This window comes from Salinispora pacifica DSM 45544, from assembly GCF_000378845.1.
Classification (GTDB): Bacteria; Actinomycetota; Actinomycetes; order Mycobacteriales; family Micromonosporaceae; genus Micromonospora; species Micromonospora pacifica.
On sequence record NZ_KB905359.1, the window covers coordinates 3,226,016 to 3,251,736 of the forward strand.

A 25,721-nucleotide genomic window follows, 5' to 3' on the forward strand; every position below is an offset into this window, starting at 1 on the left:
TCAGCGGGCCCAGTCCTGCTTGGCCGCCCGGATCAGCTTCTCCTTCAGCTCGCGGGTGTGCCGTCGGCTGACTGGCAACTCGGTCACGTCGACCACCACCACGTAGCCGGAGTTCACCAGCCGTAGCTCGGCGATGAGCCGTAGCTGGACCAGGTAGGAGCGGTGGATTCGGACGAAACCGGCGTTAGCCCACCGCTCGGCGAGGGTCGCCAAGGAGACCCGGACCAGGTGGGAACCGTCGGTGGTGTGCAGTCGCACGTAGTCACCCTGCGCCTCCACCCAGCGCACCGCCGACCGGGGCAGCATCCGGGTCGTCCCGGCCAGCTCGACCGGGATGGTCGGGTCCTCATCCGGTGCCGGCGCCGCCGGCTGCGGGGGCACCCGCCGCGCTCCGACCACCCGGCGCAGCGACTCGGCCAACCGTTGCGCCCGGACCGGTTTGCGGACGTAGTCCGTCGCACCCAGGTCGAACGCGTCCACCGCGCCGTCGTCGTAGGCGGTGACGAAGACGATGGCCGGCGGCCGGGCGAAGCGGCGGAGGACCCGGGCCAGCTCCATCCCGTCCAGCCCCGGCATCCGGATGTCCAGAAAGACCACGTCCACATCGCCGTCGCGAAGCACCCGTAGCGCCTCGGTGGCGTCACCGGCGGTGTGTAGTCGGGCGACCCGTGGGTCGCCCCGCAGGTGGTACGCCAGCTCGTCGAGGGCCGGTGGTTCGTCGTCAACCGCCAGGACCCGGAGGAACCCGGTCACGACCCCGCCCGTACGCCGGGATGGAACTTCGGCACCCGCATGCTCACCCGCGTACCCAAGCCGAGGCCGGTCTCCACCACCAGGCCGAACTCGTCCCCGAAAACCGCCCGGAGCCGTTCGTCAACATTGGACAAACCCACCTGCCCGCCCGGCGTCCCCGTCGGGGCGCTTCCGGCGGCGGCCAGTTCGGCGATGCCGGCGGCCAGCGTGGCCGGATCCATCCCCACCCCGTCGTCCTCCACCGTGATGTGGCACTCGGTGCCCGCGTCCCGGGCCTCGATGCTCACCATGCCTGTGCCGGGCTTGCCGGACAACCCGTGCCGTACCGCGTTCTCCACCAGTGGTTGCAGACAGAGGAACGGCAGGGTCACCGGCAGTACCTCGGGGGCGACCTGGAGTCGCACCTGGAGCCGCTCGCCGAATCGGGCCCGTTCGATGGCCAGGTAGTGATTGATCGACCGGAGTTCCTCGGCCAGGGTGGTGAAGTCGCCGTGCGCCCGGAACGAGTAGCGGGTGAACTCGGCGAACTCGAGGATCAACTCCCGGGCTCGGTCCGGGTCGGTGCGGACGAAGGACCCGATCGCCGTCAGCGCGTTGTAGATGAAGTGTGGGCTGATCTGTGCCCGCAGCGCGCGGACCTCGGCGCGGGCCAGCCGCTCTCGGGAGGAGTCCAGCTCGGCGAGGGCGAGCTGGCTACCGGCCCAGTGCGCGGTCTCCAGCGTCGCCTGCACCAGGCCGGGCGCGGGTGCCCCGTCCGCGATGGCCAACAGTGCGCCGACAATCCGCCGGTCCGCGCCGGTCAACGGTGCGACCACGGCACCCCGGACCGGGCAGTCCACCCGGTCGCAGGGCAGCTCCGCCTCCCCGAGCACGGTCGACCGGCCGGCCGCCGCGACCCGGCGGGCCGCCGCGACGAGCTGGGCCTGGTGGTGTGCGCCGCGCCCGTCGAGGGCGAGCAACGCCGCGGTGTCGGTCAGCGCCAGCCCGGCCGCCCCAACCAGGGCCCGGAGGTGGCGTACGGCCTTGGCGGCGTTCGTGGCGGTCAGCCCGGCGCGGAGCGGCTCGGCGGCGAGGCCGGCGGTGTGCAGCACCTCGTAGGTGGCCCGCTGGGTGGCGGTGGCGATGGTGCGGTGGCCGCGCGGGCGCAGCACCGCGACGAGGGTCGCCGTCAGCGCGGTCGCCAGTGCGACGACACCGAGGACGGCGGAGAGGCTGCCACTCACGGAGTGCATCCTGGCCCGTGCCGGCCGGAGTGCCAAGGGCTCCGGCGTTGACCGCTGGATGGTTGAGGCCAGCTCTGCTACCGGACTACGCTGCGTGAGCGTCGGATGCGCTGTCGATGGTTCGCGACGAGGCTCGGCCCTGTTCGACCGGCTGGACGGTGATTCCAGCCGAGCGGGGGCCGAACACGTATCGGGGTCAGCGCGGGTGAACAGCACGGTTTCTTTGCGTACCGCGAGGTCGTGTGGTGTAGGCGGGCTGGCCGCGGGGTGACCACCGTCTGGTGACGGGTCGGAAGCGGACGGTGGTCACCCCGCGTCTGATCAGTGCCCGCCTGGCACGACGTGCCACTGGAAATCGACGATGGTGTTACTTCGCGCCGGTAAGGGCGACCAGGGCGTTCGCGGTCCGGAAGTACGGGTTGCGGCCGAGGTCGCCGACGGTGGTGATGTTGAAGGCTTCCTTGAGCAGCTTGGCGTCGCCGTCGCTGACGCCGGAGAGGGCGGACACCGGGGCGTCGACGATCTCGGTGAGGGTCTTGTCCTGGTAGGCCTTGTCAACCAGCTTGCCGAGGTCGGCGGTGACGGGCATGCGCACTCCTTTGCCACTCCGGCCGGAGGCTCCGGCCGGATACGGATGAACCTGCCAAATTAGAACACGGCCACTTCGTCTGATTCCACTGTGGATCTTTGACGAGTTGGGCACTTTCCTCGCCGGAGTGAGGTGAGGACCTCGTTGCTGGCGGCGCCACCAGGTAGTCGGCGGCTCGTCGCGTCCCACCGCCACGGTGCCGTAGGTGGACCGCCCGGAGCCGCACAAGGTGACGGTAGCGCCGTGGTCCTGGATGGTCGAGTCGGGCTCGGTGGCTGTCCATCTTTGCCGGCGTGGGCTCGGCGACGACCGTCCGGGACGGTGCGCACCGTGCTGGCCACACTGTCCAGGATGGAATTCGAGTACATTCGCGACCGCGCCCTGGAAGGCTACGGTCCGCCGCACCCGCGGCGTCGGCGAGTGACTGATCGGCCACTCATCTGGGTGAACACACGTAGCGGAAACATCACACAAAATTAATCCATGGCGGTCTTTGGTCTGACCTTGTCCGTACCTCTACTATGCCCGGACGGGATTCCCTCAACAGGCGAACCGGGCGGGATCGTCCTGCAACGGCGCCGACCCCCCCCGAAAGGACCCCCCATGCGCCGACGATCGATCCAGCGGATCGGCTTGGCCCTGCTCGTCACCGCGGTGAGCCTCACCCTGTCCACCCCGACAGCCGCCATGCCCGACCCGGGCACGCCGATGCAGTGGCGAGAGGTCTTCTCGCCCGACGGCACGATCACCAAGACGTATCTGCCCCAGGAGAAAACCGCGACCCAGCTCGCCCCAGCCGATGTCGTCGCCCAGGCGGACGTGGTCACGATCCAGTACAGTGGACCGTCCAGCCAGCGCTTCGACATGGTGTTCATCGGCGATGGCTACACCGCCGCCGAAATGGGCACCTTGCGCAAGCACGCGCAGGCGAAATGGGACGAGATCGCCGCCAGCGCCCCGTGGAACAAGTACAAGAGCTTCATCAATGTGTGGTTGGTCAACATCATCTCCAACGAGTCCGGCGTCGACAACGACCCCTCCCCGGGCGTCAACCGCGACACTGCGCTGGACATGCACCTCTGGTGTAACAACACCGAACGCCTGCTCTGCCTGAACGAGGCCAAGGCCCGGCAGTACGCCAACCAGGCCCCTGGCGTCGACGCGATCGTCGCTGTCGGCAACACCGCCAAGTACGGTGGCGCCGGGTACCGCGACCTGTCCACGGTTTCCGGCGCCAACATCCTGTCCGGCCAGATCGCGCTCCACGAACTCGGCCACTCGGTCGGCGGCCTCGCCGACGAGTACTACACCCCCGGCACCACCTACAGCAGCGGCGAGCTGCTGGCACCCAACGTCACCACCGACTCCACCGGCCGCAAATGGGCCTCCTACCTTGGCCGCGCTACTCCCGATGGCGGTGTTATCGGCGCCTATGAGGGCGGTCACTACCACCAGTACGGCGTCTACCGGCCGTCGCAGGACTCCCTGATGCGCAGCCTCAACAAGCCGTTCAACGCCGTGGGCCTGGACGTGATGGACCGCGCCATCGGCTCCAAGATCAGCGGCGGCACGACGGGCTGAGTCACGGTCTAGGCTTCCTCCCGGTCTGGGCCTAACGCCGTTCAGTCAGGGCGGGGGTCGGCGTGTCAAAGCGTGTCTGAGACGCGAAGCAGCGGAGCTCCGGTATAGCGGGTGTCATTCCAAGGCGACCTGAACATCGGGAGCTCCGCTGGCCGCCCAGGCTGCCATAACTCGGACGGTGACGGTAGCGGCGGCCGCCGCCCTGACCGACGCCACCGACAGCCAGCCCGGTGTCCCACCTGTTACCCCCCACCGGCGACCCGTTGAGAACCCACATGATCAAACGCGCGCACGGCAAGTACCCGGCTCGCGGACCAAACACGGCATTGGGGCTAGTATGCGCCCTTCCGGGCGAGCACCACTCCGACCGTGCGCCACAGGATGCTCAGGTCGTACGCCAGCGACCAGTTGTCGACGTAGTAGAGGTCGAGGCGGACCGCCTCGTCCCAGGAGAGGTCGGAGCGGCCGGAGACCTGCCAGAGACCGGTGATGCCCGGTTTGACCAGCAGCCGGCGGCGTACGTCGCCGAGGAAGTCGCCGTCGTCGGCGGGCAGCGGGCGGGGCCCGACCAACGACATCTCCCCCTTCAACACGTTGATCAGCTGGGGCAGCTCGTCCAGGGACGAGGCGCGCAGGAAGCGGCCCACCGGGAAGACCCGCGGGTCCCGCTTCATCTTGAACAGCATGCCGTCGGTCTCGTTCTGGTCAACGAGGCTGGCCAGCCGCTCCTCGGCGTCCACGTACATGGTGCGGAACTTCCAGACCTGGAAGGTCCGCCCTTCGTGGCCCACCCGGGGCTGCCGGAAGAAGACCGGGCCCGGGTCGGAGATCCGGATCGCTACCGCGATCGCGAGGAAGGCCGGCAGCAGAACCAACAGGCCGAGGCCGGCCGCCACCCGGTCGAGCATGTTCTTTGCCAGCAGTGCCGGACCGGAGAGGGTCGGTTCCTCCACGTGCAGCAGCGGCAGGCCCTCGATCGGGCGGATGTGCACCCGGGGCCCGGCGATGTCGGTCAGCTGCGGCACCACCGCCAGATCGACCCCGGAGCCTTCGAGCTGCCAGGCCATCCGGCGCAGCTCACCGGGCTCGGCGCTGGCCGACCCACAGACCGCGATCGTGTCCCCGCCGACCTCGCGCACCAGGGCGAGGAGGTCCCGCCCCGCGTAGACCGGGACCGGGGTCTCCACGCCGCGGGCAGCCGCGTAGCCGTCGGTGAGGTGGATGGCGACCGGCACCAATCCGGCGGCGGGGCTCCGCGTGACCTGGCGATGGACCTCCAGGCACTCGGGCAGCGTGCCCACCAGGACCATCCGGTGCGCGGCCCGGCCGGCGTTGCGCCGGAGCACGTGCAGCACGAATCGGGCCAGGATCCGGACCAGCAGAATCAGCAGCAGGGCGAGGAGTAGCGCGGTGCCGACCGAATATCGGGACAGATGTGTCTTGGTGGCGAAGGCCAGGAAGGAGACCGTCGCGCAGACCGCCACGCCGGCCCGGAGTACCCGCTTGAACTCGTCCGGACCGAGGCCCAGGTAGCGCCGGTCGTAGGACCCGTTGAACCAGAGGATCGCCACCCAGCCGAGCGGTAGCAACAGGCACGCCACGGTGTAGAACCAGGTCGGGTCGTCGTTGTAGAACCCGGCCTGTGCCTGGTCGAAGGCGCGGATGGCGGTGAAACTCGCGAAGGCGGCGGCGGCGAAGTCCAGTAGCACCAGGGCCGCGGTGTAGGGGCGGTGCCAACGGGAGACCCGACGATGGCTGCGGGCCCAGGCCGACCGAGGTACGCCGTTGTGAGACGGCGGTGTCGGCGGCTGGATCTCGAAGCTGTCGACGTGCCGCACCGTTCTGCTTTGGCCTCCGTTGGTTACCGGGTGCTGGAGGCTTGTCGTCACCTCATTCATGTCCTCCCGCAGGACGCGGACCGCTCACTCGGAGTGAGGGACCGTGTCGCCCACCACTTCAGTCTCCCATGCGTCACCCGGGCCCGAGCGCGGACCGGTAGGACCTCGCTTCTGGGGGTGGCTGTTGGCAGCTGGCCGGCTCCGGACCTTTACGGAAGCCGGGACCGGGCCACTATACCGATGGATGGCCGTTCGAGTAGAACCCTAATCCCGACCTTCGTCGCAGCCGGGCGGAATATTCACGGTCAGCGGCGAGCGCCCTCACTCAACGTACAATTCGCGACAACCGTCGGTCCGCGAGCGGCTTCCCGCCGGTCTGGCAACCGGGGCAGTACTGGAGGCTGGAGTCAGCGAACGAGACCTCCCGTACGGTGTCGCCGCAGACGGGGCAGGGCAACCCGGTGCGGGCGTGTACCCGCAGACCGGAGCGCTTCTCGCTCTTGAGTTCGGCGGCCCGTTGCCCCACCGACCGGGACACCGCGTCGCCGAGCACGTCCCGGGTCGCCGCGTGCAGGGTGGCGAGCTGGTCGTCGGTCAGCCGGGTGGTCAGCGCGAACGGGGACAGCCGCGCCGTGTGCAGGATCTCATCGGAGTACGCGTTACCCACTCCGGCGAGCACCGTCTGGTCGGTGAGTACCCCCTTGACCTGGCCTTTTCGGCTGCGGAGCCGCTCGGCGAAGGTGACCGGGTCCACGGCGAGCGCGTCCGGACCAAGCCGGGCCACCCCCGGCACCACCGTCGGATCGGTCACCAGGTAGATGGCGAGGCTCTTCTGGGTGCCGGCCTCGGTCAGGTCGAACCCGGAGCCGTCGTCGAGGCGGGCCCGTAGCGCCACCGGGCCCTTACCCGGGCGCAATGGGACGCGGGTGGGGAACTTCTCCCGGAAGTGCAGCCAGCCAGCGCGGGCCAGGTGAATGACCAGGTGCAGGTCAGCACCGAAGACCAGGTCGAGGAACTTGCCGTGGCGCTGGGCGTCGGTGACCGGCTGGCCGGCCGCGGCCGTGATCGCCGGGTCGTACGTCTTCAGGGCGTTGATCGCGGAGACCTCCAGCCGGTCAACCTGCCGGCCGACGGCGCGTTGGCGCAGGTAGTCGGCGAGCGCCTCCACCTCTGGTAGCTCGGGCACCCACCAACGGTAGCCTCGGGTTCCATGAAAATCGTGGTGGCGCACAACCGGTACCGGGAGGCTCAGCCGTCTGGCGAGAACACCATCGTCGACGCGGAGATCGCCCAGCTGACCGCGGCCGGGGTCGAGGTGCTGCCGTTCCTGCGTAGCTCCGACGAGATCGCGTCGATGTCCCGGCCCGCGAAGGCGCTGCTGCCGATCTCCCCGATCTACGCCCCACGGGCCCAGCGGGAGCTGGGTCGCCTGCTCGCCGAGCAGCGGCCGGACGTGCTGCACCTGCACAACCCGTACCCCCTGCTCTCGCCCTGGGTGGTGCGGACCGCGCACCAGCACGGCGTGCCGGTGGTGCAGACGGTGCACAACTACCGGCAGGTCTGCTCGTCCGGGCTGTACTTCCGGGACGGGGCGATCTGCCAGGACTGCCGGGGGCGAGTGCTGGGCGTACCGGCGATCGTGCACCGCTGCTACCGGGGGTCGCGGGCGCAGAGCGCGTTGATGGCGACGACGCTCGCCGTGCACCGGGGCACCTGGCGCTCGGTGGACCGGTTCATCGCGCTGACCACCTCGATCGCGGAGCACCTCCGGGACTACGGCATCCCGGAGCAACGGATCGTGGTGAAGCCGAACGCGATCCCCGACCCGGGTGCCCCGGCGCCGCTGGGCACCGGCTTCCTCTTCCTCGGCCGGCTCAGCCCGGAGAAGGGGCTGGACCTGCTGCTGGAGGCCTGGCGTCGGCATCCGGACGGTGCGCTCGGCCCGCTCCGCGTCGCCGGTGACGGTGAGCTGCGACCGCTGGTGGCGGAGGCGGCGGCCCAGCGGGCAGATGTGACATTCCTCGGTCCGCTGGACCGGGGTGGGGTGCACGCCGCCCTGGCGGCGAGCGCGGTGGTGTTGGCCACCTCCACCTGGCACGACGTGCTGCCGACCGTGATCATCGAGGCGCTGGCCGCCGGTCGGCCGGTGCTCGGCACGGCCCTCGGTGGTATCCCGTTTTTGGTCGGCGCCGGCACCCCGGAACCCGCCGGCTGGGTGGTGCCGCCGGATCCGGCCGCGCTGGCCGACGCGCTGCCAGCGGCAGCCGCCGAGGCCGCCGGCCGTGCGCCGGCCGCTCGGGCCCGCTATGAGCGCACCTTCCACCCGGAGGTGGTCACCCGGCGGCTGCTCGACATCTACACCGAAACCGCCCGGATGGCCGAGTCGGGCCGAGGGTCAGCGCAGTGAGGCCCGAGCGGCGAAGGCGATGCTGGCGAGTAGAAAGCCGCCGTTGATCGCGGTGAAGGCGATGATCACCCAGCTGGTCAGGCTGGGCGCGAAGAGCAACACCAGCGCGGCAACGAAGATCACCGCGCCGTAGTCGCGGATCAGCTTCACCAGTCGCACCAGCGGCGAGGTCGAGGTGACCATGCTGGTCGCGTGCGGCCCGGCCTGCAGCACCGAGGTGACCAGGTTCACCATCCAGGTGCCGGCGAAGGTCGCGATCAGCCAGGCGGGAATCGACGGTGACTGCGCGACCGCGGTCGCGCTGAGCGCGGCGACCAAGGCGATCTGGGCCGCCACGTCGCTGAGCACATCCACCCGCGCCCCGGCCGGGCTACCCTGGCCGGTGACCCGGGCGAGTTGCCCGTCCGCGCAGTCCAGTGCGTACGCCACCTGCCAGCCGACCAACGCCACCAGCCCGACCAGCCAGGCCGGTACGCGGCCCGTGGCGACCGGCTCGGCCAGCGTCGCCACGATCACCGAGGTGATCAGGCCGAGGGTCAGGTTGGTGATGCTCAGTGTGGTGGGCCGCAGCCCGAGCCGGTGTGCGCCGCCGGCGAAGGTGGCCCCGATCCGCTGGCTGATCGCCTCGCTGAACAGCCCGCCGCCCCGGTTGGCCCGATAGAAGTCGGCCGGCGTCGGCTGGGACGGTTCAGGCAAGGTGTTCACCGAGGGCGTCGAGGCAGTCTGCCAACCGAGACCGGAGCTCGTCGGGGGACAGGGCGAGGTGTTCGAGGATCGTGTGGCGGTCCGGCCGGGTCCGGGGCGCGAAGTGCACCGCCTCGACGAACTGCTCGTTGGTGAGGCCCAGTTCGGCCGGGCGGGTGGCGAGGCCGTGCCGGTGCAGGCAGCGGGCGAGCTGGCCGAACCGGTCCCGGTCGCCGTGCAGCCAGGTGCAGAAGAGGGCCCCGAGCCCGGCCTGCTCGCCGTGGGCGCTGGTGCCGGGCCAGAGGTGGTCGATGGCGTGTGAGATCTCGTGGTCACCGCCGCTGGCCGGCCGGCTCGAACCGGAGATCGACATGGCGATGCCGCCGAGGATCAACGCCTCCGCCAGCGTGGTGAGGAAGGCGTCGTCGGTGATCTTGCCAGGGTGGTTCAGCAGCGCCTCGGCGCCGGTCCGGGCCAGCGTCACGGCGAGCCCGTCGATCGGCTCGCCGCGCAGCTTGTGGGCGAGCTCCCAGTCGGCGCAGGCGTTGAGGTTGCTCACCGCGTCACCGATCCCGGCCTGGGTCTGCCGGTCTGGGCCGTTCTCCACGAAGTCGAGGTCGACCAGGACGGCGATCGGGATGTGGACGCCGTACGAGCCCTTGCCGCCGTCGTGGGTCAGCGACGCCACCGGGGAGGCGATGCCGTCGTTGGCGAGGCTGATGGCGACCGTGACCATCGGGATGCCGTAGCGGGTGGCGGCGTACTTCGCGGTGTCGATCGTCCGGCCGCCGCCGATCCCGACCACCGCGTCGTAGTGCCGGCGGCGGAGCCGGTCGCCCAACTCGGTGGCGGCGTCCACGCTGCCGCCGGCCACCGTGAAGACATCGGCTGAGCCCAGCGTCGGTCGGCACAGCTCGACGATCTTCTCCCCCTGCCCGGGCCCCACGACCACGGCCACGTCTCCGCCGGCGGAGATCCGTCGGTCGGCGAGGAGCTCGCCGAGGTTGGCGACCGCACCCCGGCGGACCTCGATGGCCAGCGGAGTGGCGACGGTACGGGCTAGTAGCGGCACGCGATCTCCCGAGCCCGCGCCAGGTCGTCGTGGTTGTCGACCTCGACCCAGTCGACGTCGCCGATCGGTGCCCCGCGTACTTCGCCACCTCGGTCGGCGAACTCCTGGTAGCCGTCCTCGTAGTAGCGGTTCGGGTCGCGTCGCCAGGTCGCCTCCAGCGCGTCGGCGAGCGCCTCGGCGACGTGCGGCTCGATCAGCGTCGCACCGATGTACTCCCCGCGGGCCTCGTGCGGGTCCATCAGCTTGGTGATCCGGGTGAGCTGGCCGTCGGCGTCGAAGGTGGTCTTCATCTCCTCCTCGGCCAGCGTCTTGATCGTGTCGATCGCCAGCAGGATCCCCGGCCCGCGCTCGGCGAGCAGGGTCTTCTCCACGCTCACCGGGTGGACGGTGTCTCCGTTGACCAGCAGGACCCCGCGGGCGAACCAGCTGCGGGCCAGCCAGAGCGAGTACGCGTTGTTCCACTCCTCGGCCCGGTCGTTGGGTACCAGGGTGAGCGTGACGCCGTACTTCTGCTCCAGGTCCGCCTGGCGTTCCCGAACCGCGTCGGCGGCGTAGCCGACCACGACGACGATCTCGGTGAGTCCAACTTCGGCCAGGTTGCGCAGCGCGATATCGAGGATGGTGGTCGCGCCGTCGACCGGTACCAGCGCCTTCGGCAGCGTGTCGGTGTGCGGGCGCAGGCGGCGTCCCGCGCCAGCCGCTAGCACCATTCCGACCATTCCGGCGTCCTTTTGCGTTCGTTCGGCTGTCACCGGAGGAGGATAGCGCTGTCGAATGGGGCTCCTGGGGGCAACCGGACCGGCTGGTGGGTGGGTAGCGCAGGGCTGTTGGCGCCGCTCGGCTGAATCGGGCTGGTCAGATCGCATGCGGCAGCCTTGTCCCGGTAACACACTAGGTGCACCATGTTTTTACCGAGTGCGACCATTTCGCAGGGGTTGATGTGTGATGCAGGTTCGGGAAGTGATGTCCAGCCAGGTTTTGGTAGTCGGCCCGGAGCACACGCTCCGGCAGGCGGCGCGAATGATGTCGGAGCGGGGCATCGGGTCGGCCGTCGTGATCGATCCGGATTCCGAGGGGATCGGGATCATTACCGAGCGGGACCTGCTCAACGCGATCGGGCGTGGGCTGGACTGCGACAACGAGCCGACCGGAGCCCACCTGACCTGGGACGTGGTGTACGCGGGGCCGGAGTGGACGGTCGAGGAAGCGGCGACCGCGATGGCCCGCGGCGGGTTTCGGCACCTGGTGGTGCTCGACGGGCGGGAGGTGGCCGGGGTGATCTCGCTCCGCGACGTCGTCCGGGTCTGGGCGACCGAGCGGGTCGTCCCCGGGTGAGACCGGTCACCCATCCGGTGGCTCCGCAACGGCACTCGTCGTGCCGTCGGCGGATCCGCTGCCGCCTTCCGTACGCTGAACAGCCATGACCGCCGAGCAGTTGATCTCCTTCGCCCGTGGCGCTCCCTCGTTGGACATCGTCGATGTCGAGGGGCTGAAGACCGCCGCCATCCGTGCGTTCGACGCCGATCCCACCGGCGTGACGACGTACGGCCCCTCCGCCGGTTACCTTCCGTTGCGTCAGTGGATCGCGCAGAAACACGGAGTGGGGGCGGACCAGGTCCTGGTGACCAACGGTTCGTTGCAGGCCGACGCGTTCCTCTTCGACCACCTCGTCCGACCCGGTGACGCGGTGGTGGTGGAGCGTCCGACCTACGACCGGACCCTGCTGAACCTGCGGCGGATGGGCAGCGAGCTGCACGGGATCACCATCCAGCCGGACGGTCTGGACACCTCCGAGCTGCGTAAGCTGCTGGAGTCCGGGGTGCGGCCACGGCTGGCGCACATCATTCCGAACTACCAGAACCCGGCCGGGGTGACGCTGAGCCTCGACAAGCGGCGGGAGCTGCTCGACCTCGCCGTCGAGTTCGATTTCACGATCTTTGAGGACGACCCGTACGCCGACGTCCGGTTCCGCGGCGAGGCGCTGCCCTCGATGCTCTCGTTGGACACCCACAACCGGGTGGTGCACGCCTCCAGCTTCACCAAGACGGTCTGCCCGGGCGTTCGGGTCGGCTACCTGGTCGGGCCGGCGGACCTGATCGCCGATATCGCGAAGAAGGCGACCAACCTCTACATCTCGCCGGGCATGGTCTCCGAGGCGATGGTGCACCAGTTCTGCGTCTCCGGGGACATCGACCGCTCGATCGCGACGGTGCGCCGGGCCCTCGGCGAGCGGGCCCAGGCGCTGGCCGAGGCGCTGCGGCGGCACCTGCCGGAGGCCCGGTTCGTCGAGCCGGACGGCGGCTACTTCCTCTGGGTGGAGTTGCCGGCGGACGTCGAGGTGGACCGGCTGGCTCCGGCGGCGGCGGAGCGCGGGGTCGCCGTTGTGAAGGGCAGTGACTTCGTACTCGACGGCGGGCAGCACGCGCTGCGGCTGGCGTACTCGGCGGTGACCGTGGACCAGATCGACGAGGGTGCGCGTCGACTCGCGGCGGCGGTGGCGGCCGTACGCGGCTGACCTCCGCCATCGGCGTCGGGCTGGTTCGACTCGGCCGGCCCGGCGCTCGCCCCGCCCCCGCGGCACCGATGTCGACCCGGCTGGCGGCGTACGCTGCAACGCGTCGTCGAGCGGGGAGGGTGCGATGACGGACCGGTTGCGGCGTAGGCCCAGGGGCGCCCGGTCGGGTGGCCGGGTGATCCGACCGCGGGACTGGGCAGCCCCGGTGCGGGCGATGACCCGCCGGCTCAGCTTCGAGAGCGCGGCCGGGCCACCGGCGCCGGCCGTGCCCCACGATGCGGTCGTTGACTGCGCGCTCTACCTGGACGGGGAGCGGCAACCCGGCCACCAGCGCCACGCCGAGGCGCTGGCGGCGGCGCGTGAGGCGGGCAATGGCTTCGTCTGGCTCGGCCTACACGAGCCCGACCTGGCCCAGATGACCGAGATCGCGGCTACCTACGGCCTACACGAACTGGCCGTGGAGGACGCGGTCAAAGCCCAGCAGCGGCCCAAGCTGGAGCAGTTCGGCGCGGTCAGCTTCCTGGTGCTGCGCACCGCCCGCTACCGCGACCAGGCCGAGTTGACCGAGCACTCCGAGGTCGTCGAGACCGGCCAGGTACTGCTCTTCATCGGCCCGGATTTCCTGGTCAGTGTCCGGCACGGGGACGCCTGCCGGCTGGCGCCGGTGCGCGCCGACCTGGAGGCGAAGGGGGATCTGCTGCCGCACGGCCCGTGGGCGGTGGCGTACGCGGTGACCGACCGGGTGGTCGACCAGTACCTGGAAGTCGCCGACCGGCTGGAGGACGACCTGGACACGCTGGAGGCCGACGTCTTCGACCGTCGGCCGGGCGGCGATCGGATCCAGCGGATCTACCAGGTGAAGCGGGAGCTGGTCGAGTTCAAGCGGGCGGTGATGCCGCTCCAGCGTCCGCTTCTGCGGATCACCGCTGAGCGCAACCGCGAGGTGCCGTTGGAGATCCGCCGGTACTTCGGGGACGTGCAGGACCACCTCAGCCGTACCGTTGAGCAGGTCAACGCCGCCGACGACCTGCTCAACTCAATCCTTCAGGTGCGGCTGGCCCAGGTCACCGTGGACCAGAACGACGACATGCGCAAGATCGCGGCTTGGGCGGCCATCGCGGCGGTCTGGACCGCCATCGCCGGCATCTACGGCATGAACTTCGAGTTCATGCCGGAGCTGGGGTGGACCTACGGCTATCCCACGGTGCTGGCCCTGATGCTCGGGGTCAGCCTGGCGCTCTACCGCTGGTTCCGCCGGCACGGCTGGCTCTGACCCGGGGGTCAGCGGCGACCGTTCTTCATGGCTTTGGAGAGGTCGTTGGTGGTCCGGCTGGTGGAGCTCTTGCCCTCGGTCGTCGCGGGGGCCTTCTCGGTTGGTGTCGCGGGGGCCTTCTCGGCGATCGCCGCGGGGACCTGCTTGGTTGGTGTCGCGGGGGCCTTCTCGGCGGTCGCCGCGCGGACCTTCTCGGTCGGTGTCGCGGGGGCCCTGCCGGCGGCCGGTGGCGCCACCTTCTCGGTCGGCGTCGGGGCGGTCTGCTCGGCCGGGGTCCGGGTGGTGACCTCGATCATGTCCATCTCGGCCTGCATCGGGTCCAGGCTGGGAACCGGGTCGTACTCGACCCACTCCCGCCGCTCGTAGCGGCGTCGCAACGCCATCGCGCCGACCAGCCCAACCACGACGCTGGCCGCCAGCAGGCCGGTCACCCTGCCCCGACCGGACCGCTTCTTCGCGCGTGTCGCCCGCATCCTCTTCTCCTGCACCTTCCTGCTGGTGGCGGTCGAATTGCCCGCGCCGGCCCGGCTGGCTGCCTCCGCCTGGGCGGCGCGGACGGCGATGGCCAGCGGGGTAAGGGCCGCCACGGTCGACACGTAGCCGCTCGCCGCCCGGTCTCGCATGACCAGCGCGGTCGGGGCAACAACGCTGCGGGCCGCCCGCACCCGTGGGCCGACCGTGGCGCCGGTGCCGTTCGTTGCGTGCCCCGCCGCCCGCTTCAGATGACCGAAGCTTCGACCAAGCTCGATCTTGGCAAGCTGGCTCTGGGTCCTACGCCGCCCGTTTCCAAACACGGTCCCACCTCCTCGGAGTTGTCCCTTCGTCATCCTCCACCTTCGGATGCCTCCGCATGGCCAGATCGGGCACATGGGAGGATCCGCTTGGAACTGAACACCTAGTGAGGAGTACCCGTGGCCGAGGATCTCTACGCCACCCTGCACACCAACGCCGGCCCGATTCGGCTGCAGCTCTTTCCGAATCACGCGCCGAAGACCGTTCGCAACTTCGTGGAGTTGGCCGACGGCACCAAGCAGTACACCGACCCGCGGACCGGCCAGCCGGGCAGCGGCCCGTACTTCGACGGCACGATCTCGCACCGCGTGATCAGCGGTTTCATGATCCAGATGGGTGACCCGACCGGCACCGGCCGGGGCGGACCGGGTTACACCTTCGCCGACGAGTTCCACCCCGAGCTGCGGTTCGACCGGCCGTACCTGCTGGCGATGGCGAACGCCGGGCCGGGCACCAACGGTTCGCAGTTCTTCATCACGGTGGCGCCGACCCCGCACCTGAACAACCGGCACACCATCTTCGGGCAGGTCGCCGACGAGGAGTCGGTGAAGGTCGTTGACGCGATCGCCAACACCCCGACGAACCCGGCTGACCGCCCGCTGCGCGACGTCGTTATCGAGCGGGTCGAGATCGAGCGCACCGGCTCCTGAAGGCGGACAGGGTACCTTTGCTCGCATGACTGAGCGCTCGGGTACCTGGGCTGTCCGGTGAGTGAATCACCACCGACCACCCCGGTCTGCTACCGCCACCCCGGTCGGGAGGCCTACATCCGGTGCAACCGCTGCGACCGGGTCATCTGCCCGGACTGCATGCGCGAGGCGTCGGTGGGCTTCCAGTGCCCGGAGTGTGTCAACGAAGGGCGCCGCAGTGTGCGGCCGGCGCGTACCGCCTTCGGTGGTGGTCTCGCCGGCCAACACGGCTACGTCACCAAGGCGTTGATCGCGTTCAACGCCCTGGTGATGCTGCTCTCCATCGGCACCGACCGGGGTGGCGACGCGGTGGTGGGGGGCTCCGGCTTCGGCGGTCTGCTCGGCGGCAGCACCCCGTTGACCGAGTGGGGAGCCGTGATCGGGCTCGCGGTCTTTCCCAACGGCACCGTGGGTGGCGTCGCCGATGGCGAGTGGTACCGCCTGGTCACCGCGATGTTCCTGCACTACGGCGTGATCCACCTGCTGCTGAACATGTACGCGTTGTGGATCCTCGGCCGAACCCTGGAGGCGAGTCTCGGCCCGGCCCGGTTCTTGGCCCTCTATCTGATCGCCGGCCTCGGCGGGAACGTCGCGGCCTACCTGTTCAGCGCGCCGAACGCGGCCACCGCGGGCGCGTCCACAGCCGTCTTCGGGCTCTTCGCGGCCCTGTTCGTCGTCGGCCGGCGGTTGGGGCGGGACGTCTCCCAGGTGCTCCCGATCCTGGTGATCAACCTGGTCTTCACGATTACTGTGCCGGGGATCTCGATCCCGGGTCACCTGGGCGGTCTCGTGGTCGGCGGTCTGATGGCCTTCGTCCTCGCCCACGCCCCACGGTCGCAGCGTACGTTGGTGCAGGTGGGCGGCGGGACGGTGCTCGTGGTGGCCCTGCTCGGCCTGGCCCTGTTCCGGACCGCGACCCTGCTCGCCTGACGATCAGGTCGGGCGAGCCGCCCGTAGCTGTGCCGCGACATCAGTCGGGTCGGCGTCCAGGTCGAACCGGCCGAACAGGTGCAGTGTCTCCCCCGCATCCACCTCCAGGGCGGCGTTCGACCGGCCGAGCCGGGCCCGCTGGTCCACCCGGATCGCCGCCACCTGCGACCACGGCAGCCGCCGCCGGCCGGCGAAGCCGCTGACCACCGTCAGTCCTTCCGGATCGACCGCGAGGCGGACCGGCACCAGCAGGTCCCGCGCGGCCCAGACCAGGAGCGCGGCGGCGGCCAGCGCGGCCAACGTGAGCCGGACCGGGTCGCCGTCGGCGAGCAGGAGACCGAGCGCGACCAGCGCCCCGGCCCCGCCGGCCTTGACCGCTGGTAGGGCGGCCGAGACCCGCCACTGCCGGGTCTCGGACGAAGTCGTATCCATATTGCCCAGCATGCCAGGGCAGCGGGTTGCCCGGCGGGCCGCGTACCATCGACGCAAGCCAAGTTACCGGGGAGTAGTCATGAGTGACGCAGTCATCGTCGGCGCGGTACGCACCCCCGTCGGGCGGCGCAAGGGAAGCCTCGCCGACGTACACCCGGTCGACCTGTCGGCGCACGTGCTGCGCGCCCTCACCGAACGGACCGGCATCGACCCGGGCCAGGTGGATGACGTCTTCTGGGGCTGCGTCTCGCAGGTCGGCGAGCAGTCCTGGAACGTCGCCCGTAACGCCGTCCTCGCGGCCGGCTGGCCCGAGACGGTTCCCGGCACCACCCTCGACCGACAGTGCGGGTCCAGTCAGCAGGCGCTGCACTTCGCCGCCGCGACTGTGCTCTCCGGGCAGGCCGACCTGGTGGTGGCGGGCGGGGTCGAGTCGATGACCCGGGTGCCAATGGGCTCCAGCGTGGCCGGGGGCGTGCCGTTCAGCGCGGCGATCCTGGAGCGCTACCGGGGTGTGGAGGGGGTGGCGGAGGACGACCCGCTCCCGTTCAGCCAGGGCGTCGGCGCGGAGCTGATCGCCCGCCGGTGGCGACTGACCCGCAGCCAGCTCGACGAGTTCGCCCTCGCCAGCCACGAGAAGGCGGGCGCGGCGCAGGATGCCGGCGCATTCGACGCCGAGCTGGCACCGGTCCCCCTCGCCGACGGGGGCACGGCCTCCGCCGACGAGGGCATCCGTCGGGACACGTCCCTGGCGAAGCTGGCCGAGCTCGCCACCCCGTTCCGGGCCGACGGCGTGGTGACCGCCGGATCCGCGTCCCAGATCTCCGACGGCGCGGCGGCGCTCGCGGTCACCACCGCCGAGTGGGCCGGCCGGCACGGCCTGCGCCCGCTCGCCCGCATCCACACCGCGGTGGTCTGCGCCGACGACCCGGTCGCCATGTTGACCGCGCCCATTCCGGCCACCGCCAAGGCGCTGCGCCGGGCGGGGCTGGGCATCGAGGAGATCGGGGTGTACGAGGTTAACGAGGCGTTCGCCCCGGTGCCGCTGGCCTGGCTCGCGGAGACCGAGGCCGACCCGCACCGGCTCAACCCGCGCGGCGGCGCCATCGCCCTCGGGCATCCGCTCGGCGGATCCGGGGCCCGGATCATGACCACCATGTTGGCGCACATGCGAGACGAGAACCTCCGGTACGGCCTGCAAACCATGTGCGAGGGCGGCGGCATGGCCAACGCGACCATCGTCGAGTTGCTCTGAACCACCCACCGCCCGGGTGGCCATGACCCGTTCGGTGGTCATGACCACCGGAGGGCGTGGAAGATGCAAGGTTCCGCCGTCCCGCCCATATCACCCCGCGCCGGGGCGTCGTTGGGCAGGGTATGGACGTCTTCTCCCGAACGTTCCTTCCCGCTGCGGCCGAGGCTGGTATCGCGACCCAGACCGCCAGCCGACACATGCCCGTCTTCCGGCGCTGTGTCGGCTCGGGTGACGCCCCCATCCTGGTCACCCGGTGCAGTCGCCCGAACCGGTCGGCCACCGCCGGCGAGTACCTCCTGCTGTTGACCCACCGACGGCTGGTCGTCACCCGGCAGACCCGGGTGCTGCACCGGCTCCGCCTGCATCTCAACACCGAGCTGCGCGAGCTGAGCGACGTCACCTGGGGGCCGGACCCGCGGCTGCACTGCCTGGAGCTGGCCGCTACCGCCATCGACGGCGTCCGGGAGCGGTTCGTCATCCGCACGCGGCACCCGAAGCAGGTGTGGCAGCTCGACGAGCTGCTCAACCACGCTTTCCGCACCCGCGTCCGGACCGCGCGCGAGCGGCTCGTCGCCACGATTGGCGACCCCGGTCCGGCCCTGGCCCGGCCGGCCGCCTTCCGACCCGCCACCGTCCGCTGACCGTCTCCTTACCGAACCCGAACATGTCCCGAGCAACGCAGCGCTCTCCCAGTCGGCCATCATGAGCCGGTGACCGTTGACGCGCCGCATCGCGGGCTCGTCCTCCTCGTCGAGGACGAACCGGCCATCGCCGATCTGGTCCGGCTCTATCTGGCCCGGGACGGGTTCGGCGTACACCTGGAGCAGGACGGCGACGCCGGCCTCGCCGCCGCCCGCCGGCTCCGGCCGGTGACCTGCGTTCTCGACATCGCACTGCCCGGTCTGCCCGGCACCGAGATCTGCCGCCGGTTGCGCGAGTCCGGGGACTGGACACCGGTCATCTTCCTCACCGCGCGCGACGACGAGGTGGACCGCATCGTCGGGCTGGAACTCGGCGCCGACGACTACGTCACCAAGCCGTTCAGCCCGCGGGAACTGGTGGCCCGGGTGCGGGCGGTGCTGCGCCGGGTCGCCGGGCCGCCGCCGGGCCAGCCGCGGATCGTCGGCACGGTCACGCTGGACCTCGACCGCCGTACGGTGACCGCCGCGGGGAATCCGGTGCAGTTGACCTCCACCGAGTTTGACCTGCTCGCCCACCTGATGGCCCGCCCCGGCCGGGTGTTCACCCGGGAGGAACTGCTCGCCGGGGTGTGGGGGTACGCCGTTCCCGCGGGTACCCGAACCGTTGACGTGCACGTGGCGCAGGTCCGGGCGAAGCTCGGCTCGGCGAGTGTGATCCGTACCCATCGGGGGGTGGGGTACGCCGCCGATGGGTGAGCACCGGGTCGACCCTTCGACCGTGCCGACGTCCGGCGCCCCGCGGCCCACCCGCGCCCGGCCCCGATCCGCCCGGCCCGGATCCGCCCGGCCCACCGGCACCCAGCCCGAGCCCGCCCGGCCCGGATCCGCCCGGCGTGACCGCACCCGCCGTGGGCCGACCCTGACCGTCCGGGCGGTGCTGGTCACCTGCGCGGTTGCCCTGGTCTCGGTCCTGGTTACCGCGATCGTCGCGGTGCCGCTCGCGGTCCGTGGAGTGGAACACCGCGAGCAGCAGGCGCTGGCCGCCCAGTCCCGACTCGCCGCCGAGGCGTTACGCAGTCGGCTGGACACCCCGCGCACCGTGGACGAGGACCGGTTGCTGCGCCAACTGCGGGCGCAGGGCATCGAGGCGTACCTGGTGCGAGACGGGGTGGTGGACCGGCCGGGACTGCCGGCCCAGGTGGTGGAGCGGATCGCCGCGGGTCGGCACGTCGCCGACCGGCGGTTGGTCGCCGGACGACCGGCGCTGGTGCAGGGGCGAGCGCTGCCCGGCGGCGACGGGGTGGTGCTCGCGCGGGCCGGCTCGCTCGGCGGCATCTGGCGGCAGGTCGCCCAGAGCCTCTGGCTGCCCCTGCTGGCCGGGCTGGCGGCCGGGGCGGTCGCCGGTCTGCTGCTCGCCCGTCGCCTGGCCCGGCCGATCCGGCGGGCGGCAGACGCTGCCGCGCGGCTGCGGGCGGGCGAGCGCGCGGTTCGCGTGCCGGTGGAGCCCCCGCACGAGGTGGCGGACCTGGCGGAGGCCCTCAACGGCTTGGCTGCCGCGCTCACCACCAGTGAGGGACGGCAGCGAGAGTTCCTGCTCTCCGTCTCACATGAGCTGCGGACCCCGCTGACCGCCATTCGCGGGTACGCGGAGGCGTTGGCGGACGGGGTGATCGACTCGGCGGAGGTGACCGGCACCGGGCGCACGGTGCTGGTCGAGGCGGAGCACCTGGATCGGCTGGTACGGGACCTGCTGGCCCTGGCCCGGCTGGAGGCCGTGGACTTCCCGCTGGAGCCGGTACGGGTCGACCTGGTTCGGCTGGCCGCGGAGGCGGAGCGGACGTGGGCGGCGCGGTGCGCGGCCGTCTCGGTGGCGTTCCGGGTCGAGGCGCCGGATCCGGCGGTGCCGGTGCACACCGATCCGGGGCGGATTCGGCAGGTGGTGGATGGGCTCCTGGAGAACGCGTTGCGGGTGGTGCCGCCGGGGGCGCCGGTGGTGCTCGCGACCCGGTGGGCCGGCCCGGACCCGGCCGCCGGCGGAGTGATCGAGGTGCGGGACGGCGGCCCCGGCCTGACCGACGACGACCTGGCGGTGGTCTTCCAGCGGGGTGCGCTGCACCAGCGGTACCGGGGGGTGCGCAAGGTCGGTAGTGGGCTGGGCCTGGCCCTCGCCGCCGGCCTGGTCCGGCGGCTCGGTGGTGAGATCAGCGCGGGGCACGCGGCCGAGGGCGGGGCCGCGTTTGTCGTCTCGCTGCCGCCGGATCCTTACCAGACCCGAACATCGGCCTGACCCGGCGCTCGCCGAGACCGACCAGGCTGGGCTCCCACCCACAGGGATGAGAGGGAGAGTCATGGCACGTTGGGGAGTCGCCGCCACCACGCTGTTCGCGGCAGTCACGCTCGGGCTCAGCGGCTGCGGCGCGGCCCAGGTGACCGGGCCGGGCGGAGAGCAGGCCGTCGAGGTCGCCGCGGCGTTGGGCGTGGAGGGTCAGGCGCTGGCCGCGCTGGGCCTGGACCCCGTCGAGCTGGAGGTGGTGCCCGCCGCCGCGTCAAACGCACCGTCTTCGGACGCGGAGCCGGGCCGGAAGGAACGGGCCGAAGAGTGGCGCAAGCGGCGGCCGGCCCGGGTGCTGCTGCGGAAGAACGCCATGTACGGCGAGGTCGTGGTGCAGACGAAAGAGGACGGTCCGAGGACGGTGGCGGTCCAACGTGGCGAGGTGGTCGCTGTCGATGGGCGGGAGATGACCGTTCGGTCGTCGGATGGCTTTGAGATGACCTGGACCTTCGGGCCGGAGCTGCGGGTGGTGGAGCGCCGCCAAACGGTTCAGCCGGAGGCGGTTGAGGTTGGCCGGGTGCTGGGCGTGGCCGGCACGAAGAACGGGGAGAACGGTGCGGCCCGATTGATCGTGCTGCCCAAGAGCGAGTAGTTCACCCGCCGGCGGCGGCTCGGCGCGCTGACCGCCGAGCCGCCGCTGTCCCGGCCGAGCGCTCCGCTGAGCCCCCGTTGTCCTGGCCGAGCCCCCGTTGACCCGGCCGAGCCCCCGTTGACCGCCGAGACGGAAGGTCAGCGCCGCGCTGGTGAGACGAAGTCCAGCACCGATCGCCGCAGCCCAGACGCGTCCAGGCCATGCCAGTGGGTGTGGTCGTCGGTCGACCCGTACCGCCGGAGTTCTTCGCGCCCGACGCCGAGTGCCAGAAGCCGGTGTGGGCGGTCCGCCAGCGCCGCCGAGACCACCCGGCTGGAGGTCCCGGCGAGGTAGGGCTCGACCAGGATCACGTCGGTGCCGGCCCGGTCGCGCAGCCCGGCGGTGTCGAACGGCCGCGGCCGGTTGGTGTACGCCACGGTGACGGGCAGGTCGGCCAGCCCTGCGGTGGCCGCGTCCAGGGTCGGTCCGACGGCCACCACCAGGGGTGCTCCCGGCCCGGCGTCCCGCACCACCCGCAACGCTCCGTCGCCGCCCAACGGCCGCTCGTTGCTCAGCACCGACAGCCGCAGGTACGCCGAGGTCTCCGCGGCTACCGCCGTCCGCAGCAGCGGCGCCACCTCACCGGGGTGGCCGGGCACGTGCACCGTCCAGCCGTGCAGGGTGTCGATCAACGAGACATCCGCCGGCGACAGGTGGGTCCGGCCCGCCTCGGGGCGGTCGTACGAGGCACCCACGCTGACCAGCACCGCGCTCGCATCCTGGTGATCCAGGTCGAGCTTGAGCTGCTCGTACGCCCGCTCGACCAGGAACGGCGCGTAGGTGTGCACGATCGGCCGCAGGCCGGTCAACGCGAGCCCGCCGGCCACCCCGACCATCAACTGTTCCCGGATTCCGACGTTCAGCACCCGGTCCGGGTGCCGGTCCGCCGCCGGGGCGAAGAGGGCGGCGGAGATGTCGGCCAGCACCAGCGCGGTACGCGGGTCGTCGGCGAGCAGCGCGGTGGTGGTGTCGACGAAGGTGTCGCGCACTAGTCCTCCTTGGGGTTGACGACCGCCACGACAACGTGGGGCCGGTTGCCGTCATGCCCGGTCAGGGCGGCGTGCAGGGCGTCGTGGTCGCGTCCGTCGACGGTCGCCGCGGTCCAGCCGTCCACGGTGAACCGGGCTGCCGGTCCGCCTGGCCAGCCGTGGGTGGCGGAGGCGTTGTCGATCACGATCGCGGTGAGGTTGGCCAGGCCGTTCGTACCGGCGTAGGTGATCGCCTCGTGGTTGGAACCCTCATCCAGTTCGGCGTCGCCGAGCAGCACGTACACCCGGGGTTCGAGCCGGCCCTGGGCGAGTAGCCCGAGCGCGGTTCCGACGCCGAGGCCGAGGCCGTGGCCGAGCGATCCGGAGCCGATCTCCACGCCGGGCACGAGCATCCGGTCGGGGTGCTCGCCGAGCCGACTCGCCGGCCCACCCTGGTCGTCGAGCCAGTCGGCGGGGATGAACTGCGCGGCGGCGAGCACCGCGTAGTAGCCGGCGACCGCATGCCCCTTGGAGAGCAGGAACCGGTCCCGGTCCGGGTCGTCAACGGTCGTCGGGTGGACCCGCAGGACGCGGTGGTAGAGCACCTGGAGCACGTCGATGGTGGAGTAGACGTTCGTGCCGAACTCCCGGCCGGCTCGGATCCGCTCCAGCAGGGGCGCGACCGGCGGTTGGCCGTCGAGCGGCGCGGCGGCCTCGGCGATCGCTGCGGTGGTCGTGGTGGCTGTCATGTGGCTAGCCTGCAACTTGAAGCCCACTTCAGCTCAAGGTGACGTGATGCAGGAGTTATTGACCATCGGCCAGCTCTCCGCACGCAGTGGCGTGGCGTCATCCGCCCTGCGCTACTACGAGCGGATCGGGCTGCTCCGAGCCGACCGCACCGGCGGCAACCAACGCCGGTACGCGCGCAGTGAACTGCGCCGGGTGGCGTTCATCCGGATCTCCCAACAGGTCGGCATCTCGCTGGAGGAGATCCGCGAGGCGCTCGAATCCCTGCCGGCCGCCCGGACCCCGACCCCGGAGGACTGGACCCAACTCTCCCAACTGTGGCGGAACCGGCTGGACGAGAAGATCACGCTCCTGACCCGGATCCGGGACGACCTCGACGGGTGTATCGGCTGCGGGTGCCTGTCGTTGCGCCGCTGCATTCTCAGCAACCCGGGCGACCAGGTCGCCGACGAGGGTCCCGGTGCGCGCCTGGCGATGCCGCGCTAGCCGACGGTCAGCAGCACCTTGCCGACGTGCTGGTTCGACTCGACGCGCCGGTGGGCCTCGGCCACGTCGGTTATCGGCAGCCGGCGGTCCACGACCGGGTGAACCTGGCCGGCCACGATCAGCGGCCACACCTGCTCGCGTACCCCCTGGACGATCTCCGCCTTCTCGGCCAGTGGGAGGGGCCGCAGCGCGGTCGCGGCCACCGTCGCCCGCTTCACCAACAACGCGCCCAGATCCAGCTCCGCCTTCCGGCCTCCCTGCATGCCGATCACCATCAGCCGTCCGCCAATGGCCAGCGCGGCCATGTTTCGTTCCAGGTAGGCAGCGCCGATGATGTCAAGGATCACGTTCGCGCCCCGGCCGCCGGTGACCTGACGGACCTCCTCGACGAAGTCCTGCTCCCGATAGTCGATCGTGTGGGCGGCGCCTAGTTCACGCAGCCGGTCGTGCTTGGCCAACCGCGCGGTCACCAGCACCGTCGCCCCGAGGGCCGCGCCGAGCTGGATCGCGAAGGTGCCGATCCCGCTGCCGCCGCCGTGCACCAGCAGTGTCTCCCCAGCGGTCAGTCGGGCCAGCCGTGCCACATTCGACCAGACCGTGCAGGCCACCTCGGGCAGGGCTGCCGAGTCCACCAGGTCCACGCCGTCCGGCACCGGCAGCAGCTGACCGGCCGGCACCGCCACCCGCTCCGCGTACCCGCCACCGGCCAGCAGCGCGCAGACCGGCTGCCCCACCGCCCAACCGGACACGTCGTCGGCGACCGCGCTGATCACCCCGGAGCACTCCAGGCCGGGGTACGGGGACGCGTCCGGGGGCGGCGGATAGTGGCCCTGCCGTTGCAGCACGTCGGCCCGGTTGACCGCGCTGGCCCGTACGTCGATGATCACCTCGCCGGGGCCGGGCACCGGATCGGGCACCTCGGTCCAGACCAACGTCTCGGGCCCGCCGAACTCCTGGATCGTGATCGCCTGCATGGTCCCTGTCTACCCGACGTCGGTACCCACCGGGGAGCCCATACCGTTCATACCCACTATGGACGGCGTGTCGGTGGGCGCGCCTGCTCATCGGCCGGGCCGGCGTGGCAGACTGGGCACCGTCGCCGCCCCGCGGGGCGGCACGCCGGGAGGGTTCGCCTAGTGGCCGATGGCGCTGGTCTTGAAAACCGGTAAGGCAGTGATGTCTTCGTGGGTTCGAATCCCACACCCTCCGCCCACCTGGACAGCAAACGCCCCCTGGCCAGCGAACACGCCGGCTAGGGGCGAGGCTAGGAAAATCGAATCAGTCTCGCTCGGGGTTGCCGCATGCCACTGGTCAGCTAGCCTCACCGCCATGACTAAGCGGTTCGAGCGGGCCATGTGGCTCATGCACCGTCATGATCCACAAGCCATGGAAGACGGCTTCGGCCTCCTACTTCCTCACGCCGCCGACCACCTTGACGAACTCATCGCTGAGTTCGCTCAGGAACGAAACGGCCACGGCTTGCGCTGCTGGCTGCTCGAACTCATCGGCGAAGCCCGCTCATCCCAAGCGCTGCCATTACTCACCGAACAACTATACAGCGACGACGAGTCATTCCGGTCTTGGGCTGTCATTGGACTGAAGCGCCTCAACACCAAACAGGCACGGCGAGAGCTGTGGAAAGCGCGATGCAACGGACTCAACGACTGACCCTTCAACGGCCAGATTACGAAATAATTGCGTATGGGCTTCCGCCGGGGCCTAGAACGGCGCCGGGCCTGATGTTCGGTCCGCGCCCAGTGCGGGCGGCTCCTGGCCAACGTCGACCAACTCCTGCGCCAGGTCCCGTCGCAGCGGATCGGGCCGACCGTTGACGTCTGTACAGCCGGGCCGTTCTGGAATTGGCCCGCGACCCGCCGAACCGCCGT

Annotated in this window: 27 protein-coding genes and 1 tRNA gene; 15 read left to right on the forward strand and 13 right to left on the reverse strand. The window is 71.0% G+C overall.

Annotation, left to right across the window (positions count from 1 at the left end; genetic code table 11):
- The 3 genes from SALPAC3_RS0114700 to SALPAC3_RS0114710 form a co-directional block, all read right to left on the reverse strand.
- Window positions 1-753, reverse strand: coding sequence for a LytR/AlgR family response regulator transcription factor (locus SALPAC3_RS0114700; protein ID WP_018221982.1), 753 nt, complete (start codon window positions 751-753; stop codon window positions 1-3).
- On the reverse strand, window positions 750-1,976 hold the full coding sequence (locus tag SALPAC3_RS0114705) for a sensor histidine kinase (protein WP_026185578.1): 1,227 nt from the start codon (window positions 1,974-1,976) through the stop codon (window positions 750-752). Before SALPAC3_RS0114705 ends, SALPAC3_RS0114700 begins: the two co-directional genes overlap by 4 nt.
- 367 nt (window positions 1,977-2,343) lie before the next feature.
- Window positions 2,344-2,565, reverse strand: a complete 222-nt coding sequence (locus tag SALPAC3_RS0114710; RefSeq protein WP_016810424.1) for a hypothetical protein — start codon at window positions 2,563-2,565, stop codon at window positions 2,344-2,346.
- Window positions 2,566-3,168: 603 nt separating this feature from the next.
- Here SALPAC3_RS0114710 and SALPAC3_RS0114715 point away from each other — a divergent pair.
- Window positions 3,169-4,146, forward strand: a complete 978-nt coding sequence (locus tag SALPAC3_RS0114715; protein WP_018221984.1) for a M64 family metallopeptidase — start codon at window positions 3,169-3,171, stop codon at window positions 4,144-4,146.
- A gap of 332 nt (window positions 4,147-4,478) precedes the next feature.
- On the opposite strand, the gene SALPAC3_RS0114720 is transcribed toward SALPAC3_RS0114715, so the two are convergent.
- The gene (locus SALPAC3_RS0114720) at window positions 4,479-6,044 is read right to left on the reverse strand and encodes a sugar transferase (protein WP_026185579.1); all 1,566 of its coding nucleotides are present in this window, start codon (window positions 6,042-6,044) and stop codon (window positions 4,479-4,481) included.
- 265 nt (window positions 6,045-6,309) lie between these two features.
- Window positions 6,310-7,170 carry an Fpg/Nei family DNA glycosylase gene (locus SALPAC3_RS0114725; protein ID WP_018221986.1) on the reverse strand — a complete coding sequence of 287 codons (861 nt, stop codon included), beginning with the start codon at window positions 7,168-7,170 and terminating at the stop codon, window positions 6,310-6,312.
- 24 nt (window positions 7,171-7,194) lie between these two features.
- Here SALPAC3_RS0114725 and SALPAC3_RS0114730 point away from each other — a divergent pair, with 24 nt between their 5' ends.
- Entirely contained in the window at window positions 7,195-8,391 is a 1,197-nt protein-coding gene (locus tag SALPAC3_RS0114730) for a glycosyltransferase (RefSeq protein ID WP_018221987.1), read from the forward strand.
- Here SALPAC3_RS0114730 and SALPAC3_RS0114735 read toward each other — a convergent pair.
- The 3 genes from SALPAC3_RS0114735 to SALPAC3_RS0114745 are packed head-to-tail and all read right to left on the reverse strand — an operon-like array spanning window position 8,380 to window position 10,866.
- A complete protein-coding gene (locus SALPAC3_RS0114735) occupies window positions 8,380-9,096 on the reverse strand; it encodes a CDP-alcohol phosphatidyltransferase family protein (protein WP_018221988.1) in 717 nt (238 codons plus the stop codon). The two genes, SALPAC3_RS0114730 and SALPAC3_RS0114735, sit on opposite strands and share 12 nt — an antisense overlap.
- Entirely contained in the window at window positions 9,080-10,147 is a 1,068-nt protein-coding gene (locus tag SALPAC3_RS0114740) for an iron-containing alcohol dehydrogenase family protein (RefSeq protein WP_018221989.1), read from the reverse strand. Before SALPAC3_RS0114740 ends, SALPAC3_RS0114735 begins: the two co-directional genes overlap by 17 nt.
- Entirely contained in the window at window positions 10,135-10,866 is a 732-nt protein-coding gene (locus tag SALPAC3_RS0114745) for a phosphocholine cytidylyltransferase family protein (protein WP_018221990.1), read from the reverse strand. Before SALPAC3_RS0114745 ends, SALPAC3_RS0114740 begins: the two co-directional genes overlap by 13 nt.
- A gap of 226 nt (window positions 10,867-11,092) precedes the next feature.
- Between SALPAC3_RS0114745 and SALPAC3_RS0114750 the strand changes: the two genes are divergently transcribed.
- The 3 genes from SALPAC3_RS0114750 (at window position 11,093) to SALPAC3_RS0114760 (ending at window position 13,935) form a co-directional block, all read left to right on the forward strand.
- The gene (locus SALPAC3_RS0114750) at window positions 11,093-11,482 is read left to right on the forward strand and encodes a CBS domain-containing protein (protein WP_018221991.1); all 390 of its coding nucleotides are present in this window, start codon (window positions 11,093-11,095) and stop codon (window positions 11,480-11,482) included.
- A gap of 85 nt (window positions 11,483-11,567) precedes the next feature.
- Window positions 11,568-12,662, forward strand: coding sequence for an aminotransferase-like domain-containing protein (locus tag SALPAC3_RS0114755; protein ID WP_018221992.1), 1,095 nt, complete (start codon window positions 11,568-11,570; stop codon window positions 12,660-12,662).
- Between the two features lie 124 nt (window positions 12,663-12,786).
- Complete coding sequence (locus tag SALPAC3_RS0114760; protein ID WP_026185580.1) at window positions 12,787-13,935, forward strand: magnesium and cobalt transport protein CorA; 1,149 nt, start codon at window positions 12,787-12,789, stop codon at window positions 13,933-13,935.
- A gap of 8 nt (window positions 13,936-13,943) precedes the next feature.
- Here SALPAC3_RS0114760 and SALPAC3_RS0114765 read toward each other — a convergent pair whose 3' ends face one another.
- Window positions 13,944-14,729, reverse strand: a complete 786-nt coding sequence (locus SALPAC3_RS0114765; RefSeq protein ID WP_018221994.1) for a hypothetical protein — start codon at window positions 14,727-14,729, stop codon at window positions 13,944-13,946.
- A 117-nt stretch (window positions 14,730-14,846) separates the two neighbouring features.
- Here SALPAC3_RS0114765 and SALPAC3_RS0114770 point away from each other — a divergent pair, with 117 nt between their 5' ends.
- Window positions 14,847-15,377, forward strand: coding sequence for a peptidylprolyl isomerase (locus SALPAC3_RS0114770; RefSeq protein WP_018221995.1), 531 nt, complete (start codon window positions 14,847-14,849; stop codon window positions 15,375-15,377).
- A gap of 57 nt (window positions 15,378-15,434) precedes the next feature.
- Window positions 15,435-16,346 (forward strand): rhomboid family intramembrane serine protease, encoded by a 912-nt coding sequence (locus tag SALPAC3_RS0114775; RefSeq protein WP_018221996.1) that lies wholly within the window; start codon window positions 15,435-15,437, stop codon window positions 16,344-16,346.
- Between the two features lie 3 nt (window positions 16,347-16,349).
- On the opposite strand, the gene SALPAC3_RS0114780 is transcribed toward SALPAC3_RS0114775, so the two are convergent.
- Window positions 16,350-16,790: a PH domain-containing protein gene (locus SALPAC3_RS0114780; RefSeq protein ID WP_018221997.1), complete on the reverse strand. Its 441-nt coding sequence runs from the start codon at window positions 16,788-16,790 to the stop codon at window positions 16,350-16,352.
- Window positions 16,791-16,857: 67 nt separating this feature from the next.
- Here SALPAC3_RS0114780 and SALPAC3_RS0114785 point away from each other — a divergent pair, with 67 nt between their 5' ends.
- From SALPAC3_RS0114785 to SALPAC3_RS0114805, 5 genes are all read left to right on the forward strand, one after another.
- Window positions 16,858-18,030 (forward strand): thiolase family protein, encoded by a 1,173-nt coding sequence (locus SALPAC3_RS0114785; protein ID WP_018221998.1) that lies wholly within the window; start codon window positions 16,858-16,860, stop codon window positions 18,028-18,030.
- Between the two features lie 122 nt (window positions 18,031-18,152).
- Window positions 18,153-18,671 (forward strand): hypothetical protein, encoded by a 519-nt coding sequence (locus SALPAC3_RS0114790; RefSeq protein ID WP_018221999.1) that lies wholly within the window; start codon window positions 18,153-18,155, stop codon window positions 18,669-18,671.
- A gap of 69 nt (window positions 18,672-18,740) precedes the next feature.
- Window positions 18,741-19,427 (forward strand): response regulator transcription factor, encoded by a 687-nt coding sequence (locus tag SALPAC3_RS0114795; protein ID WP_018222000.1) that lies wholly within the window; start codon window positions 18,741-18,743, stop codon window positions 19,425-19,427.
- Window positions 19,420-20,958: a sensor histidine kinase gene (locus SALPAC3_RS0114800; RefSeq protein ID WP_018222001.1), complete on the forward strand. Its 1,539-nt coding sequence runs from the start codon at window positions 19,420-19,422 to the stop codon at window positions 20,956-20,958. Before SALPAC3_RS0114795 ends, SALPAC3_RS0114800 begins: the two co-directional genes overlap by 8 nt.
- Before the next feature lie 61 nt (window positions 20,959-21,019).
- A complete protein-coding gene (locus tag SALPAC3_RS0114805; RefSeq protein WP_018222002.1) occupies window positions 21,020-21,595 on the forward strand; it encodes a hypothetical protein in 576 nt (191 codons plus the stop codon).
- Between the two features lie 137 nt (window positions 21,596-21,732).
- Here the strand turns inward: SALPAC3_RS0114805 and SALPAC3_RS0114810 are convergent, their stop codons facing one another.
- Window positions 21,733-22,623 carry a transketolase family protein gene (locus tag SALPAC3_RS0114810; RefSeq protein WP_018222003.1) on the reverse strand — a complete coding sequence of 297 codons (891 nt, stop codon included), beginning with the start codon at window positions 22,621-22,623 and terminating at the stop codon, window positions 21,733-21,735.
- The gene (locus SALPAC3_RS0114815; RefSeq protein ID WP_018812867.1) at window positions 22,623-23,351 is read right to left on the reverse strand and encodes a thiamine pyrophosphate-dependent enzyme; all 729 of its coding nucleotides are present in this window, start codon (window positions 23,349-23,351) and stop codon (window positions 22,623-22,625) included. The genes SALPAC3_RS0114810 and SALPAC3_RS0114815 overlap by 1 nt, the downstream gene beginning before the upstream one ends.
- 46 nt (window positions 23,352-23,397) lie before the next feature.
- On the opposite strand from SALPAC3_RS0114815, the gene soxR reads away from it, so the two are divergent.
- Complete coding sequence (gene soxR / locus SALPAC3_RS0114820; RefSeq protein ID WP_018222005.1) at window positions 23,398-23,835, forward strand: redox-sensitive transcriptional activator SoxR; 438 nt, start codon at window positions 23,398-23,400, stop codon at window positions 23,833-23,835.
- Here the strand turns inward: soxR and SALPAC3_RS0114825 are convergent.
- Window positions 23,832-24,809: an NAD(P)H-quinone oxidoreductase gene (locus SALPAC3_RS0114825; RefSeq protein ID WP_018222006.1), complete on the reverse strand. Its 978-nt coding sequence runs from the start codon at window positions 24,807-24,809 to the stop codon at window positions 23,832-23,834. The two genes, soxR and SALPAC3_RS0114825, sit on opposite strands and share 4 nt — an antisense overlap.
- 148 nt (window positions 24,810-24,957) lie before the next feature.
- Between SALPAC3_RS0114825 and SALPAC3_RS0114830 the strand changes: the two genes are divergently transcribed.
- Both SALPAC3_RS0114830 and SALPAC3_RS0114835 read left to right on the forward strand, forming a co-directional pair.
- Window positions 24,958-25,044, forward strand: a tRNA-Ser gene (locus tag SALPAC3_RS0114830).
- 120 nt (window positions 25,045-25,164) lie between these two features.
- Window positions 25,165-25,503 (forward strand): HEAT repeat domain-containing protein, encoded by a 339-nt coding sequence (locus SALPAC3_RS0114835; RefSeq protein ID WP_232430505.1) that lies wholly within the window; start codon window positions 25,165-25,167, stop codon window positions 25,501-25,503.
- The last annotated feature ends 218 nt before the right edge of the window (window positions 25,504-25,721 follow it).